Source organism: Bdellovibrio sp. HCB288, from assembly GCF_047305935.1.
Taxonomy (GTDB): Bacteria; Bdellovibrionota; Bdellovibrionia; order Bdellovibrionales; family Bdellovibrionaceae; genus Bdellovibrio.
The window spans coordinates 2034677-2058455 of sequence record NZ_CP178619.1; the positions used below are offsets into that span (position 1 = coordinate 2034677).

Annotated in this window: 25 protein-coding genes and 5 tRNA genes; 23 read left to right on the top strand and 7 right to left on the bottom strand. The window is 46.9% G+C overall.

What is annotated here, in order from left to right; all coding sequences use genetic code 11:
- Positions 1 to 13 precede the first annotated feature (13 nt).
- The 3 genes from ACLVWR_RS09915 to ACLVWR_RS09925 form a co-directional block, all read right to left on the bottom strand.
- A complete protein-coding gene (locus tag ACLVWR_RS09915; RefSeq protein WP_413580534.1) occupies positions 14 to 580 on the bottom strand; it encodes a hypothetical protein in 567 nt (188 codons plus the stop codon).
- Between the two features lie 328 nt (positions 581 to 908).
- A complete protein-coding gene (locus tag ACLVWR_RS09920) occupies positions 909 to 1742 on the bottom strand; it encodes a flagellin (RefSeq protein ID WP_340599023.1) in 834 nt (277 codons plus the stop codon).
- Between the two features lie 502 nt (positions 1743 to 2244).
- Entirely contained in the window at positions 2245 to 2523 is a 279-nt protein-coding gene (locus ACLVWR_RS09925) for a hypothetical protein (RefSeq protein WP_413580535.1), read from the bottom strand.
- Between the two features lie 65 nt (positions 2524 to 2588).
- Between ACLVWR_RS09925 and clpB the strand changes: the two genes are divergently transcribed.
- Both clpB and ACLVWR_RS09935 read left to right on the top strand, forming a co-directional pair.
- Positions 2589 to 5171 (top strand): ATP-dependent chaperone ClpB, encoded by a 2583-nt coding sequence (gene clpB, locus ACLVWR_RS09930; RefSeq protein ID WP_413580536.1) that lies wholly within the window; start codon positions 2589 to 2591, stop codon positions 5169 to 5171.
- A gap of 75 nt (positions 5172 to 5246) precedes the next feature.
- Positions 5247 to 5420, top strand: coding sequence for a hypothetical protein (locus tag ACLVWR_RS09935; RefSeq protein ID WP_340599027.1), 174 nt, complete (start codon positions 5247 to 5249; stop codon positions 5418 to 5420).
- A gap of 144 nt (positions 5421 to 5564) precedes the next feature.
- Here the strand turns inward: ACLVWR_RS09935 and ACLVWR_RS09940 are convergent, their stop codons facing one another.
- Genes ACLVWR_RS09940 through ACLVWR_RS09950 form a run of 3 tightly spaced genes read right to left on the bottom strand, consistent with a single transcriptional unit; the run spans position 5565 to position 7279 of the window.
- The gene (locus ACLVWR_RS09940; protein ID WP_413580537.1) at positions 5565 to 5738 is read right to left on the bottom strand and encodes a DUF1328 domain-containing protein; all 174 of its coding nucleotides are present in this window, start codon (positions 5736 to 5738) and stop codon (positions 5565 to 5567) included.
- Positions 5739 to 5795: 57 nt separating this feature from the next.
- Positions 5796 to 6770 carry a sigma-54 interaction domain-containing protein gene (locus ACLVWR_RS09945; RefSeq protein WP_413580538.1) on the bottom strand — a complete coding sequence of 325 codons (975 nt, stop codon included), beginning with the start codon at positions 6768 to 6770 and terminating at the stop codon, positions 5796 to 5798.
- Between the two features lie 11 nt (positions 6771 to 6781).
- Positions 6782 to 7279 carry a hypothetical protein gene (locus ACLVWR_RS09950; RefSeq protein WP_340599030.1) on the bottom strand — a complete coding sequence of 166 codons (498 nt, stop codon included), beginning with the start codon at positions 7277 to 7279 and terminating at the stop codon, positions 6782 to 6784.
- A 141-nt stretch (positions 7280 to 7420) separates the two neighbouring features.
- Between ACLVWR_RS09950 and ACLVWR_RS09955 the strand changes: the two genes are divergently transcribed.
- The 21 genes from ACLVWR_RS09955 (at position 7421) to rplL (ending at position 22877) form a co-directional block, all read left to right on the top strand.
- A complete protein-coding gene (locus tag ACLVWR_RS09955) occupies positions 7421 to 8023 on the top strand; it encodes a riboflavin synthase (RefSeq protein ID WP_413580539.1) in 603 nt (200 codons plus the stop codon).
- Complete coding sequence (gene ribB / locus ACLVWR_RS09960; RefSeq protein WP_340599032.1) at positions 8023 to 9153, top strand: 3,4-dihydroxy-2-butanone-4-phosphate synthase; 1131 nt, start codon at positions 8023 to 8025, stop codon at positions 9151 to 9153. Before ACLVWR_RS09955 ends, ribB begins: the two co-directional genes overlap by 1 nt.
- On the top strand, positions 9153 to 9719 hold the full coding sequence (ribH, locus tag ACLVWR_RS09965) for a 6,7-dimethyl-8-ribityllumazine synthase (RefSeq protein ID WP_413580540.1): 567 nt from the start codon (positions 9153 to 9155) through the stop codon (positions 9717 to 9719). The genes ribB and ribH overlap by 1 nt, the downstream gene beginning before the upstream one ends.
- A 76-nt stretch (positions 9720 to 9795) precedes the next feature.
- Positions 9796 to 11997: an ATP-binding protein gene (locus ACLVWR_RS09970; protein ID WP_413580541.1), complete on the top strand. Its 2202-nt coding sequence runs from the start codon at positions 9796 to 9798 to the stop codon at positions 11995 to 11997.
- A 15-nt stretch (positions 11998 to 12012) separates the two neighbouring features.
- Positions 12013 to 13389: a sigma-54-dependent transcriptional regulator gene (locus ACLVWR_RS09975; RefSeq protein ID WP_413580542.1), complete on the top strand. Its 1377-nt coding sequence runs from the start codon at positions 12013 to 12015 to the stop codon at positions 13387 to 13389.
- An 11-nt stretch (positions 13390 to 13400) separates the two neighbouring features.
- On the top strand, positions 13401 to 14900 hold the full coding sequence (gene proS, locus ACLVWR_RS09980; protein WP_413580543.1) for a proline--tRNA ligase: 1500 nt from the start codon (positions 13401 to 13403) through the stop codon (positions 14898 to 14900).
- Between the two features lie 214 nt (positions 14901 to 15114).
- Complete coding sequence (locus ACLVWR_RS09985; RefSeq protein WP_413580544.1) at positions 15115 to 15840, top strand: L,D-transpeptidase; 726 nt, start codon at positions 15115 to 15117, stop codon at positions 15838 to 15840.
- Positions 15841 to 15883: 43 nt separating this feature from the next.
- The gene (gene pyrF, locus ACLVWR_RS09990; protein WP_340599038.1) at positions 15884 to 16603 is read left to right on the top strand and encodes an orotidine-5'-phosphate decarboxylase; all 720 of its coding nucleotides are present in this window, start codon (positions 15884 to 15886) and stop codon (positions 16601 to 16603) included.
- Positions 16590 to 17504 carry a 23S rRNA (guanosine(2251)-2'-O)-methyltransferase RlmB gene (gene rlmB / locus ACLVWR_RS09995; protein WP_340599039.1) on the top strand — a complete coding sequence of 305 codons (915 nt, stop codon included), beginning with the start codon at positions 16590 to 16592 and terminating at the stop codon, positions 17502 to 17504. The genes pyrF and rlmB overlap by 14 nt, the downstream gene beginning before the upstream one ends.
- A 57-nt stretch (positions 17505 to 17561) precedes the next feature.
- Positions 17562 to 17637: transfer RNA gene (locus ACLVWR_RS10000), tRNA-Thr, on the top strand.
- Positions 17638 to 17667: 30 nt separating this feature from the next.
- Positions 17668 to 17753, top strand: a tRNA-Tyr gene (locus tag ACLVWR_RS10005).
- A 43-nt stretch (positions 17754 to 17796) separates the two neighbouring features.
- A tRNA-Gly gene (locus ACLVWR_RS10010) sits at positions 17797 to 17873 on the top strand.
- A gap of 10 nt (positions 17874 to 17883) precedes the next feature.
- Positions 17884 to 17958, top strand: a tRNA-Thr gene (locus tag ACLVWR_RS10015).
- 74 nt (positions 17959 to 18032) lie between these two features.
- Complete coding sequence (gene tuf, locus ACLVWR_RS10020; protein ID WP_413580545.1) at positions 18033 to 19223, top strand: elongation factor Tu; 1191 nt, start codon at positions 18033 to 18035, stop codon at positions 19221 to 19223.
- Positions 19224 to 19465: 242 nt separating this feature from the next.
- Positions 19466 to 19541 (top strand) — tRNA-Trp (locus ACLVWR_RS10025).
- Positions 19542 to 19577: 36 nt separating this feature from the next.
- A complete protein-coding gene (gene secE, locus ACLVWR_RS10030; protein WP_340599041.1) occupies positions 19578 to 19955 on the top strand; it encodes a preprotein translocase subunit SecE in 378 nt (125 codons plus the stop codon).
- Positions 19956 to 19964: 9 nt separating this feature from the next.
- Complete coding sequence (gene nusG / locus ACLVWR_RS10035; RefSeq protein WP_340599042.1) at positions 19965 to 20498, top strand: transcription termination/antitermination protein NusG; 534 nt, start codon at positions 19965 to 19967, stop codon at positions 20496 to 20498.
- 60 nt (positions 20499 to 20558) lie between these two features.
- Positions 20559 to 20981: a 50S ribosomal protein L11 gene (rplK, locus tag ACLVWR_RS10040; RefSeq protein ID WP_340599043.1), complete on the top strand. Its 423-nt coding sequence runs from the start codon at positions 20559 to 20561 to the stop codon at positions 20979 to 20981.
- 9 nt (positions 20982 to 20990) lie between these two features.
- Positions 20991 to 21698, top strand: coding sequence for a 50S ribosomal protein L1 (rplA, locus tag ACLVWR_RS10045; RefSeq protein ID WP_340599044.1), 708 nt, complete (start codon positions 20991 to 20993; stop codon positions 21696 to 21698).
- Between the two features lie 200 nt (positions 21699 to 21898).
- The gene (rplJ, locus tag ACLVWR_RS10050) at positions 21899 to 22429 is read left to right on the top strand and encodes a 50S ribosomal protein L10 (RefSeq protein WP_413580546.1); all 531 of its coding nucleotides are present in this window, start codon (positions 21899 to 21901) and stop codon (positions 22427 to 22429) included.
- 82 nt (positions 22430 to 22511) lie between these two features.
- Positions 22512 to 22877, top strand: coding sequence for a 50S ribosomal protein L7/L12 (gene rplL, locus ACLVWR_RS10055; RefSeq protein ID WP_088615314.1), 366 nt, complete (start codon positions 22512 to 22514; stop codon positions 22875 to 22877).
- Positions 22878 to 23165: 288 nt separating this feature from the next.
- Here the strand turns inward: rplL and ACLVWR_RS10060 are convergent, their stop codons facing one another.
- The gene (locus tag ACLVWR_RS10060; RefSeq protein ID WP_413580547.1) at positions 23166 to 23771 is read right to left on the bottom strand and encodes a hypothetical protein; all 606 of its coding nucleotides are present in this window, start codon (positions 23769 to 23771) and stop codon (positions 23166 to 23168) included.
- Positions 23772 to 23779: the final 8 nt, after the last annotated feature.

Sequence of the window (23779 nt, forward strand, 5' to 3'; positions counted from 1 at the left end):
GTGCAATTAATGACTAGAAGTAACCTTCGCCGTCTTCATCTTCATCTTCGTCGTCTTCATCGTCGTCATCAGAAGATTCTTGCATGTCGTCTTCAGATTCTTCGTCTTCCATGTCTTCGAAAGAATCGTCGGAACTTTCAGAACCTTCAGAAGATTCCTCTTCGTCGCTCCACTCGTCGTCAGAAGAAACAGTTTCCTCTTCGATATCAACCATAGCATCCATTTCAGTTTCATCGTCGAAATCAGAAGCGATTTCAACCGGTGCTACTGCTGCAACTGGTTTTACTACTTTTTCGGCTTTTGCTTTAGGAGCAGCAGCTTTCTTAGGAGCAGCTTTTTTCGCTGCAGGCTTTTTAGCGGCTTTCTTAGGAGCAGCTTTTTTTGCAGCAGCCTTTTTAGGAGCGGCCTTTTTAGCTGGTTTAGCAGCTTTCTTAGCTACTTTTTTCGCTGGCTTCTTAGCAGCTTTTTTAGCAGCCTTTTTCGCCGGTTTAGCAGCTTTTTTCGCTACTTTCTTAGCTGGTTTAGCAGCCTTTTTAGTTACTTTTTTAGCAGGTTTTGCTTTTGCTTTTTTCTTTGCCATGGCGTTGCTCCCTCGAGGTAGTCGTATGTATAAAACGAATGCCCTCATAGACTAACGAGGTTTATTAGGTGAGGCAATTCAAATTGAATTCTCAACATTTGGTCTGGTTTTTCAGAGGAGAAACTCATTTCAAACAGGAAATAAAAGTAGCGAACAAAAGTTTTTACTCCACAGGACACACCGGAGTTGGGGATCAGGCTGGAGGGGACGGCAAGGACGCTTTGGCAACCTAAGTATATGATTTCATTGCTGGAATAAAAAAACCCGGCAAGTTTCCTTACCGGGTTTAAGTTCTTTAAGTAACTTCGTTCAGTCCGTTGAGCCGAAATTAACCGATTAGTTTCAAAGCCAATTGGTTAGTTTGGTTCGCTTGAGCCAAAGTTGAAGTACCAGCTTGCAACAAGATGTTGTTACGAGTCATCTCAGAAGAAGCCTGAGCTACGTCAGTATCACGGATACGTGAGTTAGCAGCAGACATGTTCTCTTGAGCTACACCCAAGTTATCAACAGTTGAAGTCAAACGATTTTGAAGGGCACCCAAGTTAGCGCGTGTACCATTCACAGAAGTTTGAGCTTCATCAAGCATGGATAGAGCTGATTGTGCACCGTCTTTAGAAGAAAAGTCGATACCAGCTAGACCCAAAGAGTCCAAAGTAGCTACGTTTTCGCTTGCTTTGAAGGAGATACGATCTTCTTCAGCATTGTTACGGATACCTACTTGGAAATCGAAGCTTGGTGAAGAACCATCCAACAATTTCGTTGTACCCCAAGTTGTAACGTTAGCGATACGTTGCATCTCGTCTTTAAGTTGAACAACCTCTTTATTCAACATACCGCGCTCTTTATCACCGATAGTGTCAGAAGAAGCCTGGATACCAAGCTCACGTAGACGTACGATGATGTTACCGATTTCATTCAAGCCACCCTCAGCAGTTTGAACCATGGAGATACCATCGTTCGCATTACGTTGAGCTTGTGCAGCAGAGCGGATCTGAGCTTTGAAGCTTTCAGAGATCGCCAAACCTGCAGCGTCGTCAGCAGCTTTATTGATACGGCTACCAGAAGCCAATTTTGCCATTGAATCGTTGATAGTTCTTTGTGAACCAACCAAGTTTCTTTGAGCGTTAATTGCAGCGATATTTGTTGTTACTCTCATTCCCATTTTAAAATCCTCCGTTAAAATTTATTTTTCATATTCATTACCTTCCTTGATTTGTTTTTTGGGAGAGCAGAACCTACTTCTGCTTGCCCGGCACTGACATCCGAGTCTGTGCTTTAGCCTTTTAGCCTTGTGGACCATGCTGTGCTAAATGTTTTCGGTTTTTCAACCTCTTGTTCCAGCGCACAGCTTTGAACAATCTGTTGTTCATTTTCATTTCATCCTTGAAGGCCCTCCTTTCGGTATTAGCAAGAGAGTGACCATCTCTCTTGACTCCTTCTGAGTGAATCTTTGATGTGATTAAGATCGGGATCTGAATGCGAGTCTTGACAGGACGAGAGGCGGGTTTTGTATTTTTTAAACAATACTGGTCAAAGGCCGGATCTGGATTTCAGGACTAAGATTTGTCCTGAATCACTAAGATACAATACCTTCATAGGGAAAAACGGCGTTCCCCACGACTTTGAGAGAGTCAATTTTTCGAATGGGACGTTGGTTGTTATTGTTAGTCGATCTCGATAAAGCGGCAGAAAGCCATGTTGCCAGAGAGTTCATACTGGTGTGTTTGTGTGGCTTTTAAGTGATGTTTTGTATCATATCCCAAGGTGCATTTTACAGTTTCGCTCGCAAAGTGCGTGCAATCCTCGCAGGAAAAGCGTGTGTCGTATTTCAGAAAGTCCGTTGGATTGACCCGGTCCTTATGAATGGAGGGACGGATGCGAGGCTGGGATTTACCTTTTCCTTTAGGGTTCACTATACCTTTAGGATTAACAATACCTGGCATTTTATAAAGTCCTTGGAGTTGACATTGGCAAAATAGACCTCATTCTTATTTCAGATGGAGGAGCTATGAGCAACGATATTGAAAAAATGACGCGAAAAAGCCAAGAGGCCATGCAGGCCGCTGCAAAGCTGGCTGAACGCAAGTCAAACCCCTCTGTTGAGCCCGAGCACCTTTTGCTGGAACTGGTTCAGCAAAGTGAAGGGATCATCCCTCGTCTTTTGGATAAGTTGAATGTCGCTCAGGTGGACTTCCTGGGTGAGTTGCGTAAAAAAATCGATCGTTTTCCTACTGTAAGTGGTGGTGGACAAAAGCAGTTTGCAAGTCCCCGTCTGGAAAAAATATTCCGCGGAGCGGAGGTCGAAGCTGACGAGTGGGGGGATGCCTACATCTCCACAGAGCACTTCTTTTTGGCGATGCTAAAAGGCGGTGATGCGGAAATGTCCGCGTTTTTTAAAAAGTTCAATTTGAATCAGGATAAAGCAAAGGCCGCATTGAAGGAAATGCGTGGCAGCCAAAAAGTGACGGATGATGATCCCGAGAACAAGTACGAGGTATTAGCCAAGTACGCTCGTGATCTGACGGCGTTGGCTGCGGAAGGCAAACTGGATCCTGTCGTCGGTCGTGACGAGGAAATTCGTCGTGTGGTGCAGGTTCTGTCCCGCCGTACGAAAAACAATCCAGTGCTTATCGGTGAGCCGGGTGTGGGTAAAACCGCCATTGCCGAAGGTCTGGCATTGCGAATTTTGAAACACGACGTTCCTGATAATTTGATTGGCAAGAAGTTGATGTCTCTGGATATGGGCGCGTTGATTGCCGGTGCCAAATACCGTGGGGAATTTGAAGACCGCCTGAAAGCTGTGATCAAGGAAGTCACTTCCAGCGATGGACAGATTATCCTGTTTATCGATGAACTTCACACCTTGGTTGGCGCAGGTAAAACCGATGGCGCCATGGATGCGGGTCAGTTGTTAAAACCGGCTCTGGCGCGTGGGGAGCTTCGCTGTATTGGGGCAACGACTCTGGACGAGTATCGCAAATACATCGAAAAGGATGCGGCGTTGGAACGTCGTTTCCAGACAGTCATGGTTGAAGAGCCCAGCGAAGAGGACGCCATCACGATTCTGCGTGGCTTAAAGGAAAAATACGAAGTCCATCATGGAATTCGTATCACTGATTCTGCGCTGGTTTCGGCAGTCAAGCTGTCACGCCGCTATATCACCAATCGTTTTCTGCCGGACAAGGCCATCGATTTGATCGATGAAGCCGCAAGTAAATTGGGTATTGAGACCCGTTCTGTTCCTGAAGAGGTGGACAAAATTGAACGTGAGCTGATGCAGCTGCGTATCGAAAAGGAAGCCTTGAAAAAGGAAAAGGAGCAGGAAGCGAAAGATCGCATTGTCGTGATCGACAAAGAGATCGCAGAGCTCAGTGCAAAGAACCAATTGTTGCGTGAACAATGGGAATTTGAAAAAGGCGGCATCAATCAGATCAAAAAATTGAAGGCCGATATCGAGGATATCAAGGTGGCAATCGCCAAGGCTGAACGTGAAGGCGATCTGGGTAAAGCTGCAGAGCTGAAATATGGCAAACTTCCTGAGACTGAGAAGAAAATCAAAGCGATGGAAGAGCGCAGTAAAGAGCAGGGCGGAAGTGAAGGCCGCATGCTTAAGGAAGAGGTCACTCCAGAGGATGTTGCCGAAGTGGTTGCGAAGTGGACTGGCGTGCCAGTCAGCAAAATGCTTGAAAGCGAAACTCAAAAGCTTTTGCACATGGAAGATCAGCTTAAAAAACGCGTTGTGGGTCAGGATCATGCATTGACCGTGGTTTCCGATGCCATTCGTCGCGCTCGTGCCGAGATCTCGGACCCAAACAGGCCAATTGGAACTTTCATGTTCCTGGGGCCGACGGGTGTGGGAAAGACCGAAACGGTAAAAGCACTTGCAGAGTTTCTATTTGACGACGAGCAGGCCGTGGTTCGCATCGATATGAGTGAATACATGGAGAAGCATGCGGTATCCCGACTAGTCGGTGCGCCTCCGGGATATGTCGGCTACGAAGAGGGCGGTCAATTGACCGAAGCTGTTCGTCGCAGACCGTACAGCGTGGTGCTTTTGGATGAGGTCGAGAAGGCGCATCCGGATGTTTTCAATATTCTGTTGCAGGTGTTGGATGATGGTCGATTGACCGATGGTCAGGGCAGAACTGTGGATTTTAAAAACACGGTGCTGATCATGACCTCCAATGTTGGGTCTCATTCAATTCTGGATCCGAAGATGTCAGAGGCTGACAGACAAAAAGCGGTGACCGAGGCTCTTCGTGAGCATTTCCGTCCTGAGTTTTTGAACCGTATTGATGAAGTTGTGATTTATCGCTCACTTGGTGAGAATCAAATTGCCGGAATCGTGCAGGTTCAGTTGGATCTGGTTGCGCAGCGTTTGAAAAGCAAGAAGATTGGAATTTCATTCAGCAAAGACGCCGTCGAATTGTTGGCTCGTAAAGGATACGATCCAATTTATGGAGCGCGTCCTTTGAAGCGTGTTATCCAGAACGAACTGCTTAATCCACTGTCTAAAAAAATCATCAGTGGTGGCGTTAAGGCGGGTGACACAGTTGAAGTCAAAGCGAATGGCAACCAATTGACAATGTAAAACTTGGCATGGGTTTCGCTTACTCCTGGATAGGCAGGCAATGATGCCTGCTTATCTAACAGGAGAGAACCACAAATGGGTATCGACAAAAACAGACCAAACTCATCATCTACTGACAAATCTGGCAACAGAGCTGAAGACATGCGCAGAGAGTCTTCAAACTCCAGCCGTCGTGATTCCAATTCCAAAGATTCACAAAGACCTTCTCAAGGCAGAGATGAAAGAAATTCTTCTTCAGGCAGAAGATAGTTCGTCTGAAAAAGTTTTTAAAAAGGGTTTCCAGAATGGAAGCCCTTTTTTATTTGCCAAAATGCACCAGTAAACGCGTTTCACGAGGTAAATTGCCCCGGGGAGACTTTCCCTGGTGTCGGGGCATTTTTAACCGCAGAAGTTCTACCTAGGACCCTTCTTGCCAATCATGTTCACGAAGAAACTGATAACTGCCAAGACCAGGAACACGATCAGCAGGATTCGGCCGATCTCCATGGACATTCCTGCAATACCATTTGCTCCAAGAACAAATGCTACGATGGCTAAGATAAAAAATGCGATTGCAGCCCGTAACATGCAAACCTCCTCAGTGGGTGTTACTGAAATAGAGACAAGCAAATCAGATGCCAACTATCACAAAGACGAGTGTCTTTTGCCAAGTTTTCTGTAAAGGGTTTTTCTGTCTATTCCCAGATCGCGCGCGGTTTTTTCCTTGGCACCTTTGTTTAATGCCAGAACATATTCGATATAAAGATCGTTCATTTCCTCGATGGACAGAACACGGCAAATATCTTCGCGCAATTGTTCCCGCAGAAACTTCAGCGTGTTTTTCTTTTGGTTCTGGATTTCATTGGCTTCCGGGTGAAGATCTTCAACTTCGATATGGGAGTTTGCTGCAAGGACAACGGCGCGCTCGATGCGATTTTCCAATTCGCGAACGTTCCCGGGCCATTTTTGTGAAACAAGATACTGAATGGCAGCAGGAGTGAGTCCCAGAATTTTTTTGGCATTTACCGTGGAGAACTTTTTCACAAAGTGATGCGCCAGGGGAGGGATATCTTCACCGCGTTCGCGCAAGGACGGAATATTGATCGAGATAACATTCAGTCGAAAGAAGAGATCCTCACGGAACTTTTTCATTTGAACAGCCCGCTGCAGATTTTGGTGGGTGGCGGCAATCACCCGGATATTGATCGGGCGAAGTGCGTTTTCGCCAAGGCGTTTTATTTTTCGTTCCTGCAGAACTCGCAGCAGCTTCGCTTGCAGACCAAAATCCATATCAGCAATTTCGTCCAGAAACAGCGTGCCGCCTTCAGCTTCTTCAAAAAGCCCGGTCTTGGTGGCAATCGCTCCGGTGAATGCTCCACGGGCATAACCAAACAGTTCTGACTCCAGAAGGTGATCAGGTATGGATGCGCAGTTAATGGCGACGAAGTTGCGGGCACGGCGGGTGCTGAGTTCATGAATATGTTTTGCGATGACTTCTTTGCCGGTGCCGCTTTCGCCTGTGATAAGGATATTCGAACAGCTGTCGGCCACGCGACGGGCCAGTGTCAAAGCAGACAAGAAGGCGGGACTTTCAGCGATGATGTCTCGACCTTCTTGCATTCATTGACTCCTTATAAGCTGCCACCGCCAGAGATGATGATAAAGTATTGAACTTCTTCTTCGGGCATCTTGAATCCAAATTTGTCTCGGCGGGTGTCATAGTACTTCGTGACTTGAGCGCCGCCACCAATTCGTAGGCCCCCAATGGCAAAAATCAAACCGCCTTTGCCGAAGTAACCGCTGGCGTCCTCATTGGCAAAACGCAAGCCGGGGCCGATGAAACCTTCGATGCCCAGTTTCCCGGCGTCATTGTAAAAGCTTGTTCCAAAGATGGCGGCTGTGTCCAAGCCATAAACATTGTCGATGCTGCTGCCAAACTGGGTGAACAGGGAGTTGCGCCAATTCAGATAGTTGGTGAGGTACCAATTCAAACCCACATCAATTTCCGTGTAGGTGTTGCCGTTATAAGTTCCGACCCCTCCGCTGACGTCGTAAGAGAGCTTTTGCGCCACGGCAGGGCAAGAAAACAAACCACCAACTATCGCTAAAATGCTTATTAGTTTTTTCATATCTACATGTTCCAAAGCTCTTGGGGGCAAGGTCAATCAGATTGCGGCTTTCCGGGTATTCAACACTTTGAAAATAGGCGGCTTTTCTTGCCATTTTCCCTGCGAAAGTGTAGGTTTCAGCGCATTCAAACAGGGGCCCGTATGTTTTCTGGAATTGTTGAATCTGTCATGCCGATTGAGAGCTCGGAAGAGCTGCAAAACGCCTATCGTGTAAAAATTAAAAAACCTTCTGAATTCAATGATTTAAAGCTTGGAGATAGCATCGCTTGCGATGGTGTTTGCCTGACGGTGGAAGCTTTTGACGAACAGCAAATGACGTTCGCGCTGGCAGCGGAAACCATCAAGATTCTTGATTGGAACCCTTCCAGCTGGATTGGTAAAAAGGTCAATTTAGAGAGATCTTTGCGTTTTGGGGACCGTATTCACGGCCATTTGGTAACGGGCCATGTTGATAGTTTGGGCTCTGTGACAAGAGCCGAACTGGTGGGGGAGTCTTTCTTTTTGGACGTCAAAGTTCAGGATACGATCCTTCCCTATGTTTGGAAAAAAGGCAGTATCACCCTGAATGGCGTCAGCCTGACGGTCAATGAACTTAGCAAGAACACAGTCTCTGTGTGCTTGATCCCGGAAACTCTGAAAAGAACAAATCTGGGTGACTTGAAAATCGGAAGTAAAATCAATGTTGAGCCGGACTATATGGCTCGCGCGATCCAACGTTCTTTGGAAGTTAAGAAGGACCAGTAATGGAATTCAACACAATCCCTGAAATTCTCGATGATGTAAGAGCGGGTAAAATCGTTATCCTGGTGGATGATGAGGATCGTGAAAATGAAGGTGATCTGATTCTGGCGACGGATCACGTAAATGCCCAGTCCATTAACTTCATGATATCCGAGGCGCGTGGTTTGGTTTGTCTGTGCATGACTCCACAGCAAATGGATCGCCTGCAACTTCCTTTGATGGTGCGTGACGAGTACAACTATGCTCCGAACAAAACAGCCTTCACGGTTTCTATCGAGGCGGCAGAAGGAATCTCCACAGGCATTTCGGCGGCAGACCGTGCACACACGTGCAAAGTTGCGGCAAATCCTCACGCCAAACCTGCTGACGTTCATATGCCTGGTCATATTTTTCCGATTCGTGCTCAGCACGGTGGCGTACTAAAGCGTGCCGGTCACACGGAGGCCAGCGTGGATCTTGCGCGCATGGCGGGCTTGAATCCAGCTGCGGTTATTTGCGAGGTTATGAATGCAGACGGCAGCATGGCACGCGTTCCTGACTTGAAGGAGTTTGCAAAAAAGCACGGTTTGAAAATCGGTACAATTGTGGACCTGATTGCGTATCGCTTGGCCAATGAAACTCTGGTTGAAGAGCTGGCTAGCATTCCATTGCCGGCTTCTTTCGGCGAAGGCTATCAGGCTCGCGTATTCCGTTCCACAGTGGATGGACTTGAGCATCTGGTAATTCAAAAAGGCGAGATCGTAAAAGACGAGCCGGCGCTGATCCGTGTGCATGTCGACAACTTTACTCGTGACTTCATGTCCGTAGTACAAAGAGGTGCATCCTCTGTAGTTGAAAGTTTAAAAATGATTGAAGAGGCCGGCCGTGGTGCTTTTGTGCTTCTTCGTGGTAACAACCGTGTTCATGGTCTGACTCAGGAACTGCAAGCTTTGGTTGGAATGGAGGATCTTCGTCCTTCCACTCCGCTGATGGATGAGCGTGATTACGGAATTGGCGCGCAAATTCTGCGCGAGATCGGTGCGAATAAAATCCGCCTGATCACTAACAAACCGGAGAAAAAAGTCGGTTTGAAGGCATTTGATTTGGAAATCGTTGAAATCGTAGCAATTGAAAATCTTAAAGGGGCTCAATAATGGCAAACATCAAAGTTGGTGTGGTAACAGCACGTTGGAATTCAGAAATCACTCAAAAGCTTGAAGAAGGCGCAATCTCTTATCTGGAGTCATGTGAGGGTGTTGAAATCTATGCAGCACTTGTTCCGGGTGCAGTTGAAATTCCATTAGCTTGCCAAGCCTTCCTGGATGCTGGTTGCGACGGCGTTGTGGCGTTGGGTGCTGTTATTCGTGGGGAAACTTCCCACTATGATTATGTCTGCAATTCAGTCACTGATGGTCTGACTCGCTTGATGTTGGATTATAAAAAACCAATCGGTTTCGGTGTATTGACGACTGAAAATGAAGAGCAGGCAATGGCTCGTACGGGCAGTGCGGAACACATGAACAAGGGCGAGGAATCAGCTCAAGTTGTTATGGAAATGATCGGCCTTGTTGGTGAAATTCCAGCAACATTGAAAACTGCCAAATTGTTGGCGGCTATGCCTGCGCCAAAAGCAAAAGCGACAAAGGCAGCAAAAGCAGTGAAAGCTCCAAAGAAAGCTCCTGCTAAGGCAAAAAAACCAGCGAAAAAAAGCAAAAAGTAATTTAGCATTGTAGTCTCAATGGCCACGGGTTCAGAGTAAAAATACAGCAGCCGTGGCCTCACAAAAGGAATTGTTGGTGAGCGAAACTTCAGGTGATGATTTTCTTCCACATGGTCCCGGGGAACACAAAAAAAGAAGACGCGAGATCTTCATCGTTCTTGTCGTCTCTTTTTTGTTCGTCCTGCTGACCTGGTTTGAAATCAGACTGTTCGCAACCAGCCAACAACTTCCGTTCGTTCATAGTATATTTTTCTTCGGTCTGGTGAACTTCAACATCATCCTGTTGTTGTTGCTTCTGTTCATGATCTTCAGAAACATTGTGAAGGTCTTCGTCGAACGGCAGGGTAAGCTGTTCGGAAGCAGTCTAAAGGCCAAACTGATCGCTGCGTTCGTGGCATTCAGTTTCGTTCCCACCGTATTGATGTTCATCATTTCGGTGTTTTACATCAATTCCAGCTTCGACAAGTGGTTCAGCGTTAAGATGGCCGGAGTATTGAAAAGCTCCATCGAAGTCACAAATGCCTATTATTTCAACGCCAAGAAAAAGAACTATCACTTTGCGCATCAGATTGCTGACGCTGTTCGTCCGTTGAATAATTCCAATGATATCAAACGCAAGGTCGAGCAGCTCCGCAAGGAGTTCAGTCTGGATGCTGTGGAATATTACCCGTCGTTATTCGGCAAACGAGTCGTCGTTGCTGCAGAGGATGACACCGTTCCCACAGTTCCGGCTGTGTCCCTGGAGTTCCTGCAAAAAGGTATCAAAGTGCAGGCGGAAGCCTCGATTATCCATCAGTTCGGGGATGGAAATCTGGTGCGCGTGATCGTGCCGGTCAAAGAAGGCGCTGATAAGGGCGCCATTGTCGTTTCCAGTTTTTTGCCGCTTTCATTGGTTAGCAAAATGGATGACATTTCCACGGCCTATGATGAGTTTCGCGATATCAATCCCCTGGAGTATCCCCTTAAATCCATTTACCTGATCATTCTGGTTCTGATGACCTTCGTGATCCTGTTGGCAGCCACCTGGTTTGGATTCTATCTGGCCAAACAACTTTCCATCCCGATTGTGCAGCTGGGGCGGGCGACCCGCCGGGTTGCTGGCGGGGACTACACCCCTTTGCAGATCAAATCAGGGTCTGAGGAAATCAACGACCTTATTTCAAGTTTCAATCAGATGACAGTGACCTTGGAAAACACACTTGAAGAGCTGGATCAGCATGCTCGTTATACGGATACGGTTTTGCGTAACGTAAATACAGGTGTGATTTCCGTGGATCAGTCGGGCCGCATTTCAACGATCAATCGCCATGCGGCTCAGCTATTGAAAGTCGATGCCGAACGCTACATCGGAAAATCCGTGCGTGAACTTCTGACCTTGGAGTACTTCCGTACCTTTGCTGAACTCCTGAAAACTATGCAGGATCACAAAATTGAAAGTATTCAAAAAGAGTTCCGCCTGAATGTTCAGGGTGAGGCGGTTCCATTGCAAATGAGCCTTTCGATCCTTAAGGACGAAAAAGGTGAGGCTGTCGGAAAAGTTCTGGTGTTTGATGACATGACACCGATCGTGAATGCGCAACGTTCAGCGGCTTGGACCGAAGTGGCCCGCCGTATCGCTCATGAAATTAAGAATCCCCTGACTCCGATCAAGCTTTCCGCAGAACGCCTGCAAAGAAAATTTGGCGCCACAATCACAGATCCGGCATTCAGTGAATGTACAACTATGATTGTTAAACAGGTTGATGGCCTGAAAAATCTGGTCAATGAGTTTAGTAACTTTGCACGCTTGCCGCAGGCTCGTCCGGTGGTGGCGAATTTCAACTCGGTCATCGAGGAGTCTTTGGCTCTATATCGTCAGGCCCATCCCCAGGTTCGTTTCGACTTCCTGCCGGATGCGGATCTGCCTGAATTTAAGTTTGATCCGGATCAATTCCGCCGTGTGCTGGTGAATCTGGTGGATAATGCTGTGGCAGCTGTGGCTAAAGAGACACAACCGACTGTCCAAATAGTCACAAGATATGACAAAGACATTAAAACAATGCGCATGACGGTGGCAGACAATGGAGACGGAGTGTCACCAGAGCAAAGAAACCGAATTTTTGAACCGTACTACTCTACAAAAGAGGGCGGAACTGGTTTAGGCTTACCTATCGTGAAAAGAATCATCGAGGACCACAATGGCTTCATTCGCGCGACTGCAAATGAGCCCAAAGGTCTGAAGTTGGTAATTGAAATCCCTGTAAACGAAGTGGGCGCTTGGAAGCCCGCTGAAGAATAAGAAAGAAGGTCCGTGATGACGGCTCTATCTACAAAAATTCTGATTATTGATGACGAAGCTCCCATTCGTGATGTGCTTTCAGCTTCTTTGAAGGATGAAGGCTATCAGGTTTTCCTGGCGCATGATGGTGAGTCCGGATTGCAGGCGATCAAAGATGTTCAGCCCGATGTGGTGTTCCAGGATATCTGGATGCCCGGAAATATTGACGGCATCGAAGTTCTGACTCGTGCTCGCAAGGAGTTCCCGAACGTTGAGTTTGTGATGATTTCTGGTCATGGAACGATCGAAACAGCCGTTAAAGCGACGAAGCTGGGTGCTTGGGATTTCATCGAAAAACCACTGTCCATGGATAAAATCCTGATCGTGATTTCCAATATCCTCAGTTACCAACAGCAAAAAGAGGAAAAAGCTCTTTTGCTTAACAAACTTCGCAAGTCGATTGCCCTGGTGGGCGAGGCTCCGACAATCGTTGAAACCAAGCAGGTTATTGCCCGTGTGGCGCCTACGAACTCTTGGGTTTTGATCCAAGGGGAGGCGGGCACTGGTAAGGAACTAGTGGCTCAAAACATTCATTATCTTAGCGCTCGTGCAAGCCGTCCGTTCGTTGAAATCAACTGTGGCGGCATCCCTGAAGACCTTCTGGAATCCGAAATTTTCGGCATCGAAAAAGGTGCGATGCCGGGAGTGGATCGTACAAAAAAAGGAAAGTTGGATCTGGCTTTTGGCGGTACTTTGTATATCGCGGAAATCAGCGAAATGACCAAGGACGCTCAAGCTAAACTTCTGACTTATCTGGATGAGAAAAAATACCGCCGTGTCGGTGGTTCCGAAGTCATCCAGAACGACGTGCGCATTATCGCAGCCTCCTCCAAGGATCTGGATAAAGAAGTTAAAGAGGGTCGTTTCCGCGAGGATTTGTATTATCGTCTGAATGTCATTCCATTCCGTGTGCCGGCACTACGCGAGCACCCTGAGGATATTCCGGTCCTGGTTTCTTATTTCTCAGATAATGTTTCCCGCGAAAGCGGTTTCCCGAAAAAAGCGATCAGCGAGCAGGCGATGAACAAGATGCTGGCCTACCAATGGACTGGCAACGTTCGTGAGCTTAAGAACTTCATCGAGCGCGTTTACATCCTGACTCCAGGGGAGTTTGTCGATGTCCACGATCTGCGATTTGCGGGATTGATCGACAAAGGTGATGAGCAAGGTTTTGAAATGCAGGATCTTTCCACGTTCCGTGAGGCCCGAGCTCAGTTCGAGAAAGAATACCTGCTTCGCAAGATCAACGAGAACGGTGGTAATATCTCCAAAACCGCTGAAGTCATCGGTCTTGAAAGAAGTTACCTTCACAGAAAAATTAAAGCCTACGGTATAGATTCGAAAGATATTTAAGGAAAAGTAAAATGTCAGATACAGCGATTAAACCAACCCGTTCCGAAAACTACCCAGAGTGGTATCAACAAGTTATCACCGCAGCTGATATGGCCGAAAACTCTCCGGTCCGTGGTTGCATGGTGATCAAACCCTGGGGCTACGCTGTATGGGAAAACATGCAGGCTGTATTGGATCGCATGTTTAAAGATACAGGCCACGTTAATGCCTACTTCCCATTGCTAATCCCACTCAGCTTCCTGGAAAAAGAAGCTGAGCACGTTGAAGGCTTTGCCAAAGAGTGCGCGGTTGTTACTCACCACCGCTTGAAAGGCGATGGCAACGGCAAACTGGTTCCAGATGGCGAACTGGAAGAGCCTCTTATCATTCGTCCAACGTCTGAAACGATCATCGGTCACCAATTCGCAAAATGGGTGAAGTCCTACCGTGACCTTCCGGTTTTGATTAACCAATGGTGTAACGTGATGAGATGGGAAATGCGCACACGCATGTTCCTAAGAACGGCGGAGTTCTTGTGGCAAGAAGGCCATACAGTTCACGCAACGGCAAAGGAAGCCCAAGAGGAAACTTTGCAGATGTTGGATTGTTATGCTGACTTCGCAGAAAACTATATGGCAATGCCAGTTATCAAAGGCATGAAGACTTCTGACGAGCGTTTCCCGGGTGCGGTTGATACGTACACGATCGAGGCTCTTATGCAGGATAAAAAAGCCCTTCAAGCGGGTACGTCTCACTTCCTGGGTCAAAACTTCGCCAAAGCTTCAGGCATCAAATACTTGAGCGCTGAGGGCAAAGAGGAAACAGCATGGACAACATCATGGGGTGTTTCCACTCGCCTTATCGGTGGTCTGATCATGACTCATTCAGATGATAACGGCTTCGTGGTGCCGCCAAGAATTGCTCCACTACACGTTGTGATCGTTCCGATTTACCGTAACGACGCTGAAAAAGCACAGGTGTTGGAGTACGTAAACAGCCTGGCAAAAGACGTTAAGGCTCAAGGATTCAACGGTGGCAATATCCGCGTAAAAGTCGACGATCGCGATATCCGTGGTGGCGATAAAGCATGGCAATACATCAAGCAAGGTGTTCCAGTGCGCGTAGAAGTAGGTCCTCGTGACATGGCTAAAGGCGAAGTGTTCGTCGGTCGCCGTGACAAAGGCCCGAAAGAAAAATACGGCCAGGCACGCGATGCTTTCGTTTCAGGAATCAGTGCACTTCTTCAAGAGATGCAAGACGGCCTGTTCGAAAGAGCCAAAGCCTTCCGTGACAGCAACATCAAAAAAATCACAGACCTTAAAGAGTTCGAAACGTACTTCAAAGGCGAAGAAAACTCTGCCCCAGGTTTCGCATTGGTTCCTTGGTGTGAAGAGGGTATCGGTCATGCCTTGCTTGGAGCTTTGAAGGTCACTCCACGTTGTGCTCCTCTAAGCCAGGAGCCAGTTTCCGGGAATTGCATTTTCTCGGGCAAACCAGCAACTAAATGGGTTCTTTTCGCGAAATCATACTAAGGCCAGTGAGGGAATTCGTATAATTCCCTCGCAAATCAAGGGGCCAAGGTCCCCAAAAGTTGCGAAGTTCTTATTTCAAATTACTTATAAATTTGGCGAACGGAGGGAATTTCCCTCCGTTTTTTTATTCGCTTTGACCACTGTGGTTTCCGAGAGGATTCTGATATCGGAACTAGGGACTTTTCCATAAAGCCAATAACAGGAGGGATTTCTTATGAAAACTCTAGCTTTATCCTTGTTGTTGCTCGTTTCAGGTGCTTCCCCAAGTTTGTTCGCATCCGATGATTTCTCCATCAATCCACCATCGCCGGAATACTCCCAGCCCCTTGATGATTTGATGACCACGGACGAAATCGCCAATGAAATAGGAGCGCCCCGCACTGAGATGCGAGCCCCGGTGATTGACCCCGAAATCATCGCCTTTCAGGACGGAATTGATGTTTACAAAGAGTATGCAATCGTTCTGCGAATCAATAAGGCAGCGATCGGCCCGGCTGCTCAGCAAATGCAAGTGGTGGAAAATGGCGTGCTGATCGCCAACTGGCTTGTGTCTACGGGTCGTGAAAAATACGAAAAAGCGAAAAGTGGCCGCTGGTATTGGACCGTGACTCCGACGGGAACATTCACTCCGTACAAATTGGTCCTAAAACACTACTCCTATACATGGAAAGCCAACATGGAGTTTGCAATGTTCTTCAATGGGGGCGTCGCAGTCCATGCCACGACTCCTGATCACTACGCAGAGTTAGGCAAGCGTGCTTCCGGAGGCTGTGTCCGCCTTCACCGGGACAATGCTTTGGCCATCTGGAATAAAGTCACAGCCCAGCCTAAAAAACTTGTGCCGTTGTTTAATGAAAACGGACGGGTGGCTCGTGACGTGAATGGAAATCCAATCCGTGTCATGGGTTGGAACACTCTGATTATTGTTGAAAACAAATGACCTGAATCCGAGTTTATGAGAGGGTGGAGCGCAGGAGTTGTTCATGAATAAAAACCTGCGCTCTCATCCCATGAAAAATCCATTAATTCTTGCGCTTGATGTGGACACCCGCGATCAGGCATTGAAAATCGCGGATCTTGTCGGCGATATCGTCGGCGGAATCAAAGTCGGCCCTCGTCTGTGTCTGCGCTACGGGTTGGATTTTGTCCAGGAGCTTGCCCAAAGAGCTCCCATCTTTATGGATAACAAACATTTTGATATTCCCTCGACGATGGAGGCGGCCGTTCGCGCGAGCTTTGACGCCGGAGCCTCGTTGGTGACGGTGCATGCTCTGAGCGGGGCGGAGGCCCTTAAGAGAGTCGCAGCTGTCGAGGCGGAACTTAATAAACAGCGTCCCTTCCGGGTTCTCGCGGTCACGATTTTGACCTCTTGGGATCAGAGTTCCGTGCCGGAGGTGATGAGATCTCAGCCGATCTCTCAACATGTGACCGAATTGGCGAGTTTGGTTCAGAACTCAGGGGTGAATGGCGTGGTCTGCTCTCCGCATGAACTGGACCTTTTACAAAATCGCGGTCTCTATCTTGTCACGCCGGGAATTCGCTTTAGTATGAACGACTCTGGCGATCAAAAGCGAATTATGGGTCCGCAGGAAGCACTTGAAAAGGGTGCTTCCGCTCTTGTGGTGGGTCGTCCGATTTTAGAGGCAAAAGATATCAAGCAAGCTGCAAATCAATTTGTGATGGCGATGTATGAAAAAGAATAATTTCCGTTCCGGCTCGAAAAACAACTCTCAACGCTCTTCCCAGCCACCTTCTCGTGGGGGATCTCGCCCTCAGGGTGGTGGTCGCCCTCAATCAAGTGGCGGTCGTTCGCCTCAAGGCGGCGGGCGCTCTGAAAATCAAATTCCTCGAGAGTGGCGCATCGTCGTCGGCAATCATGCAATCAAAGAAGCTTTGGCAGTTCGTCCTCGCGCTGTGAAGGGTTTGTGGTTGAAAAATGGCTGGGAAACTTCAGGTGATTTGCGCGAGATTGAAGAGCTTGCACGCAAGAACAAAATCACAGCGGACATCAAGCAAGATACTGTGATCGATAAATTCGGTTCTTCTCATCAAGGTGCGGCTCTATTCCTGGATAAAGCTCCAGAATTTGATATGAACGACCTGGACCAGCATGAAAATTCAATTCTTTTGATGCTGGACGGTATCGAGGATCCGCACAATCTGGGGGCGATCCTAAGAACCAGCTGGTTGGTTGGTGGTCATGGTGTGTTAATTCCAGAGGACCGCGCGGTGGGTCTAACTCCGACTGTGCATAAGGTGGCCTGTGGTGGAGCGGAGCATGTTCCGGTTGAAGCCACGACTAATTTTAGTAAGTACGCGGAAACATTAAAAGAAAAAGGCTATTGGATCTACGGGCTTAGCCCTCGCGGAAAGCGATCAATTTTCGAATTAGATTTGCCTGAGAAGGTAATTTGGGCAATCGGAGCCGAGGATAAAGGTTTGAGAGTGACAACAGAGCGCCTTTGTGATGAATTAGTCTTCATTCCGCAAACGAGTGCTTCTGCATCTTATAATGCGTCTGTCGCCACGGCCATGGCCTTGACGGAGACTTTAAGGCAGCACGCGGTGCGCGGAAATCGCAAAAAATCGCCATCCGACAAATAATTATCTTTGACGAATGTAGATTTTTTCCACTATAACTCTTTCGGTTATCTCAGTGATGCTGGTTTAGCTCAATTGGTAGAGCAGCTGATTTGTAATCAGCAGGTTGCGGGTTCGAGTCCCATAACCAGCTCCAAATTTCTCTGAGTAAGTATTTAAAAAAAATGGGTAGGTGCCCGAGTGGCTAAAGGGGACGGACTGTAAATCCGTTAGCTTACGCTTACGAAGGTTCGAATCCTTCCCTGCCCACCATTTTTTAAATATTTTCTCGGGGAAATTAGGGTTTCTGTAATGGGCGGGAATAGCTCAATTGGCTAGAGTATCTGCCTTCCAAGCAGAGGGTTGCGGGTTCGAGACCCGTTTCCCGCTCCAATTTTCAGATGCCCATGTAGCTCAGTGGTAGAGCACACCCTTGGTAAGGGTGAGGTCGTCGGTTCGGCTCCGATCATGGGCTCCACTTAGTTTTACTTGTATTTAATAAAAATGTATTTAAGTTAGATAAAAATAAAAAAATCTCTGCAGGAGGATATAATGTCTAAAGAGAAATTCACGCGTAATAAGCCGCATGTTAACATCGGTACAATCGGTCACGTTGACCACGGTAAAACAACTTTGACTGCTGCTATCACTACTACTCTTGCAGCGGCTGGTAAAGCTCAAGCGATGTCTTACGATCAAATCGATAAGTCTCCTGAAGAGAGAGAGCGTGGTATCACTATCTCTACTACTCACGTTGAGTATGAAACTGAAAACCGCCACTACGCACACGTTGACTGCCCAGGACATGCTGACTACGTAAAAAACATGATCACTGGTGCTGCTCAAATGGACGGCGCTATCCTAGTTGTTTCTTCTGCTGACGGTCCTATGCCACAAACTCGTGAACACATCCTTTTGGGTCGCCAAGTTGGTATCCCTGCAATGGTTGTTTTCATGAACAAAGTTGACATGGTTGACGATAAAGAACTTCTTGAGCTAGTTGAGCTTGAGATCCGCGAACTTCTTTCTAAATACGAATACCCAGGTGACGAGATCCCAGTTGTAATGGGTTCTGCTTTGAAAGCTTTGGAAGGTGACACTTCTGATATCGGTCGCCCAGCTATCATGAAATTGATGGAAGCTTGCGACGCTTACATCCCACAACCAGCTCGTGCTACTGACAAAACTTTCTTGATGCCAGTAGAGGACGTGTTCTCTATCTCTGGTCGTGGTACAGTTGTTACTGGCCGTGTTGAGCGTGGTATCGTAAAAGTTGGTGACGAGATCGAAATCATCGGTATCCGTCCAACTCAAAAAACTACTGTTACTGGTATCGAGATGTTCCGTAAACTTCTTGATGAAGGTCAAGCGGGCGACAACTGCGGCGTTCTTCTTCGTGGTACTAAAAAAGAAGACGTTGAGCGTGGTCAAGTTCTTGCTAAACCAGGTTCAGTTAAACCTCACAAAAAATTCAAAGCTGAAGCGTACATCCTTACTAAAGAAGAAGGTGGACGTCATACTCCATTCTTCAACGGTTACCGTCCACAGTTCTACTTCCGTACAACTGACGTAACTGGTGTTTGTACTCTTAAAGCTGGCACTGAAATGGTTATGCCAGGTGACCGCGTTGAATTGGCTGTTGAGTTGATCGCACCAATCGCGATGGAAAAAGAATTGCGTTTCGCGATCCGCGAAGGTGGCCGTACAGTTGGCGCCGGCGTTGTTATCGAAATCCAAGAGTAGGATTTAACGCAGCATAGGCTGAAATAAAAATCACCCGGGGGACTCCTTGACAAAAGGGTCCCCCTCGGTGTTTCTTGGCATTCCAAAAGTATTTCTTGTCAGCTTCTCCCGCTGAGTATGTTCGAGGGAGATTATTGATGAGAATTTATCGATCACAAGGCGCAAGGAGGAGGCCCTACTGTTCAGTAGGCCGACGACGAAGCAACGCCGGGAGCGGTAAATTATCATCAATAAGATCGTGCAGGGGTGTAGCTCCAGTGGTAGAGCGAACGACTCCAAATCGTTAGGTCGTGGGTTCGAATCCCTCCGCCCCTGCCAATTTCTACAGAAATATTTCAACAGGAATGAGGTATCGTGGAAAAAACTAACTCTAAGATTATTACTCTTAGTTTCGCAATCGCAGGTGCTCTAGTTGGATTGACTGTGCACATGCTTATCAAGGCATTCTCTGGTGCTTTTGGTATCGTTGCAAAATTGGCTGACAACGACTTGTTTAAGCACGGTCTTCCGGTTGCTTCGGGTATTTTGTTGTTCGTGGCACTTCAGTTCAACCCACGCGTACAGGCATGGGCTGAGGAAGTTGTATCTGAGATCCGTAAGGTTGTATGGCCTTCACGCAAAGATACAACGGCTATGACTATCGTTTGTATCGTAATGGTTCTTATCTCAAGCGTGATTATCAGCTCTTTTGACCTGATTTCTGGCTTCTTTATCAACTATCTAATGAAGTAAGGATCGGCCATGGACAAAAAGTGGTACATCGTCAACGTTCAGACAAGTTGTGAAAATACGGCTAAAAAGGCTATCGAAGAGAAGATCAAAACTTCCAAAATGGAAGAGTTCTTCGGCGAGATCCTTATTCCGGCTGAAAACGTAGTTGAGCTTGTAAAAGGCCAAAAACAAACTAGATCGCGTAAATTTTTCCCAGGTTATATCTTCGTTCAAATGTTTTTGAATGATGAGACTTGGCATTTGGTGAGAAATGCGTCAAAAGTAACAGGCTTCGTGGGCGGCACTAAAACTCGTCCCCCTGAAGTACCTGAAGCTGAGGTTTTCCGCGTAACACAGCAAATGGCTGGCGTTGCAGAAAAACCGAAGATGAAGGTGAAGTTCACTATTGGTGAAAATGTGACTGTTGTTGACGGTCCATTTGCTAACTTCCAGGGAACAGTAGAAGAAGTGAATGAGGACAAAGCGAAGCTTAAAGTTCTTGTGAGCATCTTCGGTAGACCAACTCCAGTTGAGTTGGACTACATTCAAGTAGATAAAGCTTAAATCCTAGGCCGCATGGGGCGGACCAAGGACTTTTAATTACACCTCTTGCAGGAGTGGGTCATGGCAAAAAAAGTTACAGGAATGATCAAGCTGCAAATACCGGCAGGGAAAGCTAATCCAGCTCCTCCCGTTGGACCGGCACTTGGACAGCACGGGGTAAACATCATGGAATTCTGTAAGCAGTTCAACGCTCGTACACAAGCGTTGGGTGATAGCATCATCCCTATCATCATCACTGTTTATCAGGACAGATCGTTTACTTTCATCACAAAAACACCACCGGTGTCTTCTTTGATTAAAAAGGCGTTGAAATTGGAATCTGGTTCCAAAATGCCTCAAAAAGACAAAGTTGGAAAAATTAATAACGATCAAATCAAGCAAATCGCTACAACGAAATTGCCTGACTTGAACTGCTTGAAAGTTGAATCTGCAATGTCACAAGTTGCTGGTACAGCTAAGAGCATGGGCATCGACATCGCGTAGGAGTGAACAATGGCAGGTAAAAAGTTCGCAGCTGCTTCTAAAAAAGTAGATTCTGCAAAAAAATACTCTGTTGAAGAAGCATTCAAACTAGTTGTTGAGTCCGCTCCAGCAAAATTTGATGAATCTATCGACGTAGCATTGCGTTTGGGTATCGACCCTAAGCAATCTGATCAACAAGTTCGTGGCGCAATCGCATTGCCTCACGGTTTGGGTAAAGAAGTAAAAGTAGTTGTTTTCGCAAAAGGTCCTAAAGAGACTGAAGCGAAAAACGCTGGCGCAGACTTTGTTGGCGCTGACGACCTTGTGGCTAAAATCCAAGGTGGCTGGTTGGATTTCGATAAATGTATCGCGACTCCAGATATGATGGCGACTGTTTCTAAAGTTGCTAAAATTCTAGGGCCTCGTGGTTTGATGCCGAATCCAAAAATCGGTACTGTAACTATGAACGTTGGCGAAGCCGTAACTGCTGAGAAAAAAGGTAAGTTGGATTTCCGCGTTGATAAAGCAGGTATCGTACATGCTGGTATCGGTAAGAAATCTATGGGCGATGCTAAACTTCGTGATAACTTCATGGTCCTTTTGGGCGCATTGGTTAAAGCGAAACCAGCATCTTCTAAAGGTATCTACCTTCGCTCTATCTCCGTAGCATCAACTATGGGTCCAGGCGTGAAGATCGAGCCAAATGCGGCAGCAGCTGCAACTGGTTCACTAGCGTAGTTTTATAGAGCTCCGGCGTTGTCGGAGCTTTTTGTTTTTTATTTTAAAGCGATCAGAGACAGTAGGTTTTCTTCAGTGAATGTAATCCCATGATTGTGTGGGGCCTGCCGAGATAAGGCTAAAAGGTTATTACCTCCAAACCGACCTGATTCGCACTCACCCCTTCGTAAGAAGGGAGTCTAATGAAAGGAGGCTCACTTATGATCACTCGCGCAGATAAAGAGCAAGAGATTAAGCTTATCACTGAGAAATTCGGTAAAGCTAAAGGAGCTTTCATCGTTGACTTCAAAGGCATCAAGGTTGAGCAAGTAACTAACTTGCGCAAAAAATTGAATGCTGCTGATTCAGAGATGAAAGTTGTCCGTAATACTCTAGCAAAAAGAGCGTTCAAAGATCACCCAGCAATTGAATCTGCATTTTCTAATTCAATGAAGGGTACTAACGCCATCGTATTCTCATACGGTGAAGTGAACGCGACTGCTAAAACATTGGCTGATTTCGCTAAGGACGTAGAAGTTCTTCAAATCAAGTCTGGTGTAATGGACGGCGAAGCTTTGAATGATGCTAAAATTAAGTTTTTGGCAACACTTCCTGGCAAAGACCAACTCCGTGCTATGTTCTTGGCTACACTTCTTGCTCCAGCAACTACACTTGCTAGATGCTTGAACGTTTACGCTGAAAAACTTGGTGGCGGCGCTGACGCTGGTACTGAAGCAGCTCCACAAGCATAATGCTTGAGCTCCGGCTATTCGGAGTTAATGGTGCTAAACAATTGAATTTTTAAATAATTTTTTAAATCCCTGGAGGATTAAAATGTCTCTAACTAACGATCAACTTGTTGACGCATTGTCTGCGAAAACAGTTCTTGAAATCGCTGAACTTGTAAAAATGCTTGAAGAAAAATGGGGCGTTTCTGCTGCTGCTCCTGTAGCTGCTGCAGCTGGTCCTGCTGCTGCTGTTGAAGAAAAAACTGCATTCGACGTAATCTTGGTTGATGCTGGCGCAAACAAAATCAACGTAATCAAAGAAGTACGTGGTTTGACTGGTTTGGGTCTTGCTGAAGCTAAAGCACTAGTTGAAGCTGGTGGCAAAGCTGTTAAAGAAGGCGCGACTAAAGAAGACGCTGAAAAAATCAAAAAAGCTCTTGAAGCTGCGGGCGCGAAAGTTACTGTTAAGTAGTTTTTTGCTACCAAAATTTTTGGTTCATGCCGAAAGCCTCGTGGAAACACGGGGCTTTTTGCTTTTTAGGACCTTGAATTTGCGAAGACCGCCGGGCTTTTCGAGAATCTGCTGGCTTCCCTCTGTATTTTTCGACACGCGCTTCCGGCGCTCGCCCGGCTTGGGTACCGCATCCTGCGGGCCGGGAGGTCGAAAACTACAGAGGCAATCCATCAGCTCCTCGAAAATCCCGGCTTGTTGCTAATTGTGTGGATAAAAAGCAACAAGGATTGAGTTTCTGGAGATGGGTTACCAGGCGTAGCCTAGTTTTGCTCCAAGCGCGTCTTGGTTTTCTATGTGTCTGGCTTCGTTCCAGTCGATGATGATTCTGTTGTATTCGATTCCGTAGAGTAGGCCTGTGTTTACGGATGTAATTCCTAGAGAGAAATATTGGTGGTTTCCGTTGGCTTTGTAGGGGCCGAAGGTGCCGTAGTCGTTTGTTACTTCGGTTGAAACGTCATGCCTTCCGTAGGCGCAGTGAATGCTGGCGACCCAGTTGTTGGCTGTGGCGCCGTGATTAAGAAATTGGTATCGCGCGCCGTAAAGGTTGCTATCAAAGAATATTTCTAGTCCACTCCAAATGGTCAGTCGACCGTCTAAGCCTATGTTATTAATAAGAAAAAGATCTGAGGAGTCGTAATCACTATTAACTAAAATAGGATCCACGGTAGGCGGGTTTGTTGAGGAGTTATTGATCACAGTTATCGCGGTTGATGCCGTGGCGACAACTGCTACGTGGCCCTGCATCGATTGGTCTGCAACGATCGGGGTTGCAAAATGGGAGGCTCTGAAGTTGATCGTATGGGTGCAGGCGGTGAATAAAATCGCAGCAATTAGCGGTAAAATATTTTTCATTAATGTCC

Coding starts and splice junctions, on each gene's coding strand:
- ACLVWR_RS09915 (WP_413580534.1), bottom strand. CDS start 580: ATGGCAAAGAAAAAAGCAAAAGCAAAACCTGCTAAAAAAGTAACTAAA.
- ACLVWR_RS09920 (WP_340599023.1), bottom strand. CDS start 1,742: ATGGGAATGAGAGTAACAACAAATATCGCTGCAATTAACGCTCAAAGA.
- ACLVWR_RS09925 (WP_413580535.1), bottom strand. CDS start 2,523: ATGCCAGGTATTGTTAATCCTAAAGGTATAGTGAACCCTAAAGGAAAA.
- clpB (WP_413580536.1), top strand. CDS start 2,589: ATGAGCAACGATATTGAAAAAATGACGCGAAAAAGCCAAGAGGCCATG.
- ACLVWR_RS09935 (WP_340599027.1), top strand. CDS start 5,247: ATGGGTATCGACAAAAACAGACCAAACTCATCATCTACTGACAAATCT.
- ACLVWR_RS09940 (WP_413580537.1), bottom strand. CDS start 5,738: ATGTTACGGGCTGCAATCGCATTTTTTATCTTAGCCATCGTAGCATTT.
- ACLVWR_RS09945 (WP_413580538.1), bottom strand. CDS start 6,770: ATGCAAGAAGGTCGAGACATCATCGCTGAAAGTCCCGCCTTCTTGTCT.
- ACLVWR_RS09950 (WP_340599030.1), bottom strand. CDS start 7,279: ATGAAAAAACTAATAAGCATTTTAGCGATAGTTGGTGGTTTGTTTTCT.
- ACLVWR_RS09955 (WP_413580539.1), top strand. CDS start 7,421: ATGTTTTCTGGAATTGTTGAATCTGTCATGCCGATTGAGAGCTCGGAA.
- ribB (WP_340599032.1), top strand. CDS start 8,023: ATGGAATTCAACACAATCCCTGAAATTCTCGATGATGTAAGAGCGGGT.
- ribH (WP_413580540.1), top strand. CDS start 9,153: ATGGCAAACATCAAAGTTGGTGTGGTAACAGCACGTTGGAATTCAGAA.
- ACLVWR_RS09975 (WP_413580542.1), top strand. CDS start 12,013: ATGACGGCTCTATCTACAAAAATTCTGATTATTGATGACGAAGCTCCC.
- proS (WP_413580543.1), top strand. CDS start 13,401: ATGTCAGATACAGCGATTAAACCAACCCGTTCCGAAAACTACCCAGAG.
- ACLVWR_RS09985 (WP_413580544.1), top strand. CDS start 15,115: ATGAAAACTCTAGCTTTATCCTTGTTGTTGCTCGTTTCAGGTGCTTCC.
- pyrF (WP_340599038.1), top strand. CDS start 15,884: ATGAATAAAAACCTGCGCTCTCATCCCATGAAAAATCCATTAATTCTT.
- rlmB (WP_340599039.1), top strand. CDS start 16,590: ATGAAAAAGAATAATTTCCGTTCCGGCTCGAAAAACAACTCTCAACGC.
- tuf (WP_413580545.1), top strand. CDS start 18,033: ATGTCTAAAGAGAAATTCACGCGTAATAAGCCGCATGTTAACATCGGT.
- nusG (WP_340599042.1), top strand. CDS start 19,965: ATGGACAAAAAGTGGTACATCGTCAACGTTCAGACAAGTTGTGAAAAT.
- rplK (WP_340599043.1), top strand. CDS start 20,559: ATGGCAAAAAAAGTTACAGGAATGATCAAGCTGCAAATACCGGCAGGG.
- rplA (WP_340599044.1), top strand. CDS start 20,991: ATGGCAGGTAAAAAGTTCGCAGCTGCTTCTAAAAAAGTAGATTCTGCA.
- rplJ (WP_413580546.1), top strand. CDS start 21,899: ATGATCACTCGCGCAGATAAAGAGCAAGAGATTAAGCTTATCACTGAG.
- rplL (WP_088615314.1), top strand. CDS start 22,512: ATGTCTCTAACTAACGATCAACTTGTTGACGCATTGTCTGCGAAAACA.
- ACLVWR_RS10060 (WP_413580547.1), bottom strand. CDS start 23,771: ATGAAAAATATTTTACCGCTAATTGCTGCGATTTTATTCACCGCCTGC.